Source organism: Clostridium sp. (assembly GCF_040797585.1).
Classification (GTDB): domain Bacteria; phylum Bacillota; class Clostridia; order Clostridiales; family Clostridiaceae; genus Clostridium_Z.
The window spans coordinates 1-5,687 of sequence record NZ_JBFNEO010000184.1 but is presented as its reverse complement, the minus strand read 5'-3'; the positions used below and the strand labels follow the sequence as shown (position 1 = coordinate 5,687).

Below are 5,687 nucleotides of genomic sequence, written 5' to 3'. Positions count from 1 at the left end.
TTATTACCCTTAGTGGATTTAAAATAGATGATAAAAAGGAAATAATAAATACCCTAGATAGTTATTTTAATAGTTATTTTAATAGTTTTAAGATACTAAATTGTGAGGAATGTAAGAATATAATGGAGGATAATGAAGATACCCTTCTTTATATAGCACTACATAATATAAATATAGAGAGATATAAGGCTATGAATATAAGTATCACTGATTATGACTTTAATATGGATATGAAAAAAATAAATATAGATAAAAATAAAGCAGAAGTAGATCTTATATTAAATGTAGATTATCACTATAGTAATGTACCAAGTGACATTTCCTCAGGAATGTACAACGTAGATTATGGAATAAGGCTTTTGAAAAAGGACAATAAGTGGGTTATAACATCTATAGCCACATCTTTTGATGAATTTAATGATTTTAAGAATAAGGTGGATAGAAGAGCTAATGCTAGAAGTGGAATAAGTAGAACCAGAGCTATAAAGGATGTTGAGGAAGAAGAACTTAAAAAGATAAAAAAAGTTAACATAAATAGAGAAGAAAATACTGAAGATATTATTAATAAAAGGAATAAAACGGACGAAATAAATTTTAGGGGATTATTCAATGAAGATAAGGATGTGTATAATAAAAATTTACTTTTATCATATGCAAGAGAGTTTGCACTTGCACCTTTAGAAAAAAGAATTTTTTATACAGCAAAGGATAATGATTGCACAAATTTTACATCTCAATGTATATGGGCAGCCCTTGGAGGATATGTCCCTAAGGATCTAGAGAAAACTAAATCTAATATAAATAGTGGGGTTAATATGTTAAAAGGAGTATGGCATGGAAATACCTATGGAGGAACTTTAGCTTGGGCAAATGTAGAGGAGTTTTGGAGATTATCCACAAGTTCAGGTAGAGGACCTAAGGGAGAAGGGAGTAACAATAATAGACCCTACACTGATTTAAATTCTAGAGATATAAAAATAGGGGATATATTACAAGTAAGGAAAAAATCTGACGTTAGATATAAACATTCCGTAGTAGTAACTTATATAGCTCCTGATAATAATGGATTTGATGGAATATTTGTTTCTCAACATTCCTATGACAAATATAATAGGAATTTCATGGATTTAGTGAATTCATGGGGGAATGAAGAATGTTATATAAGAAAGATTCGATTTAACAATTTTATAAAATAATTAACAATTTTTTTGTGGAATTTAATGTTATTTTAAAATTTTAAATGTTATAATTATCCTATGTGTAATAAAATTGTAATATTTAATACGAAAAATGAGGGGGAGAGACAGGTGAAGACTAAAAGAGTTACGTCTTTAGTTTTAGCAGCAACATTAGCACAAACAGCTGTAGCTAGCGCTATGCCTAATGATATTAAAGATGGCAAAGCCTATAAAGGACAAAATGCTAATCCTTATAAGAGTAATATATTTATTAATGGTTTAGAAGTACAAAAAATGCTAATTGACATAAATTACTCAAAGGGAGTAGTAATTCAGCCCAAATATATTGTAATTCATGATACTGACAATAGAGATTATGGAGCAGGAGCTGTGGCAAATAGAAATTATTTTGCGAATCATCCAAGCGCACAAGCTTCTGCCCATTATACTGTAGATGATAAAAATATAGTTCAAGTTTTAGAAGATAACTGGAGAGGTTGGCATGTTGGAGATAAATATGCAGGGGTAAAGCCTAATAGACCAGAGGCAAATAATAGTAATACCATAGGTATTGAGATAACTGTAAATCCAGACAGCAACTTTGATGTAGCTATGAAAAATGGGATAGAACTTACTAAATACCTTATGAAAAAACATAATATTCCAGCAGAGAATGTCATAACTCATAATGATGTTACAGGGAAAATGTGCCCAAGAATGATGCTGCAGGATAGACCTTATCTTTGGGGAGATTTTAAAGCAGCAGTAGGAGCAGGTGATAGTGGACAAACTAATGAGACTTATGAAGGTATGTATGGAGCCATAGGAAATGTAGGAGCTTCTGTAAATTATTCAGGAACATTAAGCGTCCATAGAGATAAAAATGTATCATCAGAGGCTATTGGAGTTGTATATAATAAGGAAAGAGTTCACCTTAATTATGTTAATGGAGATTGGGCTAACATAACATTTAAAACCAATACTGGAAGTAGTAAAACAGGATTTATAAAAGTGGACAACCTTAATATAGATGGAGTTAATAAGGTTAATAAAAAGGCTACCATAAATTCTTCATCAGCAGCTTCAGTTTACAAGGATTTAAATAATACATATGTAGAGTCAATAAATCCTAGGACAAGTGTGACCCTAAATTATACATTTAATCAATGGGCTAATATAAGCTATACCACAGGTTCATCTATAAAAAATGGATTTATAAATAAACAGCTTCTTCAAATATCCTCAGGTGAAGATGGTGGAGAAATAAGTAACGTTAATAAGAATGCTAAGGTTATTAATGCAAGTGCGGTTAATGTTAGAGAAGATGCTTCTATAAATAGTAGGATATTGGGACTTGTATATAGGAATGAGGAAGTAAGAATAAACTTCACTAAGGGAGAATGGAGCAATGTAACCTTTAAAACCATTAGTGGAGAAAGTAAGACTGGATTTATGAAGAGTGAATATCTTACTCTTATAGACGGTGGACAAGATAATTCTAATGATGGGCAGGATAATTCTAATACAGTAACAAGTGGAAAAGGAAAGGTGGTTAATGTAACTACAAATTTAAGGATGAGAAAAGGCCCTGGAACTGGTTATGATGTTGTAGGAGTTTTATATCCTAATGATACTTTTGATGTATTAGAAAAAAAAGATAAATGGTACCGTATATCTAAAGACTCAAAAGAAGGTTATGTACATGAAGATTATGTAACCATAACAGATGAGGGAGGAGTTACACCTAAACCTCCAGTAGATCCACAAGTACCTGATAATAAGGAAACAAAAGGACAAGTTATTAATGTGACTTCAGCTTTAAGAATGAGAAGTGGAGCAGGAACTAATTTTTCAATTATTGATAATTTAAAGGCAAATGATACTTTTGATATATTAGGTAAAGAAAATGGTTGGTATAAGATAAAGTATAATAATAAGGTTGGATATATCCATGGAGATTATGTTAAAGAGATATCTCAAGGTGAAAACACATCCTCTGCAGAAAATAATGGAGAAAACCAGTCTGGAAATAATAGTGGAAATCAATCAGGAGAAACTGGCGGAAGTAGTAGCCAAGGAATAATTGAAAATGCTCCATCAGGCCTTAGAATAAGATCAGGAGCAGGCACAAACTATGATGTGGTTGGTTGGCTTAAAAATGGAGATAATGTGTCTATAAAAGGAATTGAAGGTTCTTGGGTTAAGATAGATACAAATGGAAAGCTAGGATATATCCATAAGGACTATGTTAGAAGTAAGCAAGATACAGAGAATCAAGATAATAATAACAACACAAATAACAACACAAATACAAATAATAACAATAATAATAATACTTCAGTAGCTTCTAATGGTAAGGTGGTAAATATTTCATCCGTGCTTAGAATAAGAGAAAATCCAGGTACTAATTTTGGTATTGTAGGGTTCATAAGCAATGGTGCCCAATTTCAAATATTGGAGAAAACCAATGGATGGTATAAAATAAAATATAATTCAATTACAGGATATATTCATGGAGATTATGTAGAAGAAATTAAAGGCTCTTCTGGGTCTAATAATGGAAATTCTACAGAACAAGGCAAAGAGGAGACTGTAGAGATAAATAAAAGAGGAAGAGTTGTAAATGTATCCTCCTCTTTAAGGGTAAGATCAAGTAATAGCCAGAATAGTACCGTTATAGGATACTTAACCCCAGGGGCTACCTTTGATATATTATCTAAAAAAGGTGATTGGTATAACGTAGAATTTGATACTTATGATGTTAAAAAACAAGGATATGTTCATAAGGATTATGTTGAAGAATATCATGAAGTAGTCACTGGAAATGAACTTGGTAAAAAGGTAGTGGAATATGCTAAACAGTTCATTGGAACTCCTTACCTTTGGGGAGGGACAACACCAAGTGGCTTTGACTGTTCAGGATTTACTAAATATGTATTAAATCACTTTGGTATACAAGTAGGAAGAACCACTTGGGATCAAATAAAAAATGGAAAAAGAATAGATATAAGTGCAGTGAAAGAGGGAGACCTTATTTTCTTTGGAAGTAAGGAGGATCCTACTAATCCTACTCATGTTGGTATATATATAGGAAATGATCAATTTATACACTCACCGAAACCAGGAGAATCTGTTAAGATATCTAAATTATCTACCTATGGAATGGTTAAAATACAAGCTAATAGAGTTATAAATTAGACTTATTTTTAAGAGCTCGATTAATCGAGCTCTTTTTATGTAGAAAATTACAATATGGAACTTTAAGATATATAAAGGGGTTTTAAAGAAAAAAGTAGCATTAAAAAGAAAAAAGCATTGATTCTATGTGTAACTTTACATATTTAATTAAAATATGTAAATTTTTAGAATGATTTGATATAATGATTTTATGAAATAATTTTTATATTTTCTTATACTTATAGGATAAGTTATTTATAGACATAAGAAGTTACTTAATTTAATTTTTTGATTTACTTGGGGATTAAATTTAACCAACTTTACAATAATATTTCTAATTTAAGGTTAGTTTAATTTAATAAAGAGATGAGGGGAATATATGAGGCATAAGGCTTTAATAGTAGGTGAGAATTTAGGGTTTATAGAAAAATTAATAGAAAATAATAAATATAAGGATATCTGGTGTACTAAGTTTTTAGAAGATTTTAATGAAATGCCTTTAGAAGTAGAGGAAGTTATTAATATACTTTTTGTAGAGGTAGAAGACTATAATAAAGAGATAATAAATAAGTTAAAAGATTTTAGAAAATATAATAAGTATACCTTAATAGTTGTTATAAGTTCCACTAGAGAGTATGCCTATGAAGCTTTTAAAATTAGAGCGTTTCAGTATCTTATACATCCTTTAGAGGAAAGTTCTGTATTAGAAGTTATAAATGAAGGGGAAAAATGGATACAAACTAGAGAGTTTTTAGATTTAGATAATAAAATCTTTTTAATAAATACTAAGGATAATCTGTATAAACTAAAGTACAAAGATATTTATTATTTTGAAAAAATTTTAAGAAAAATAAGGGTAGTTCATAGACATGGGGTTTTGGAGTATTATGGTACCTTTAAAGAACTAGAAGATAAGTTAGATTTATCATACTTTATTCAATGCCATCAAAGCTTTATATTAAGTAAAGATAAGATATATAGTTATAAAAATCAACAAGTTAAGCTAAAAGATTTAAATGAAATCATACCAGTAAGTAAAGCTTACATTAAAAGAATAAGATATGTTCTTTCAGGTAATTAAAAATTATAATTTTAACTAAGTAAGGTGGAATTATTTATATGCATAAGGCATAAGCATATAGAGTAATTTCATCTTTTTTATATTAGGGATATAGTTATTTTATAACTATCAAATTTTATATATGTGTATTTCTATAAGTAGTAAAGTATAGGCTAAAGCATGTCTTAGATTAAATAGGAATCATTCCTATTTAGGTTAAAGTAAATTTACATTTATATAATTAAATTAAACTTGAAATAATAATATAATGA

At 29.4% G+C, this 5,687-nt stretch carries 3 protein-coding genes; all 3 read left to right on the top strand.

Going from position 1 to position 5,687, the window contains the following annotated elements:
* The coding region (locus tag AB2369_RS10825) for an amidase domain-containing protein (protein ID WP_367666495.1) at positions 1-1,196 on the top strand (1,196 nt) is incomplete at its 5' end.
* A 111-nt stretch (positions 1,197-1,307) separates the two neighbouring features.
* Positions 1,308-4,376 (top strand): SH3 domain-containing protein, encoded by a 3,069-nt coding sequence (locus AB2369_RS10820; RefSeq protein ID WP_367666494.1) that lies wholly within the window; start codon positions 1,308-1,310, stop codon positions 4,374-4,376.
* A 358-nt stretch (positions 4,377-4,734) separates the two neighbouring features.
* The gene (locus AB2369_RS10815) at positions 4,735-5,436 is read left to right on the top strand and encodes a LytR/AlgR family response regulator transcription factor (protein WP_367666493.1); all 702 of its coding nucleotides are present in this window, start codon (positions 4,735-4,737) and stop codon (positions 5,434-5,436) included.
* The last annotated feature ends 251 nt before the right edge of the window (positions 5,437-5,687 follow it).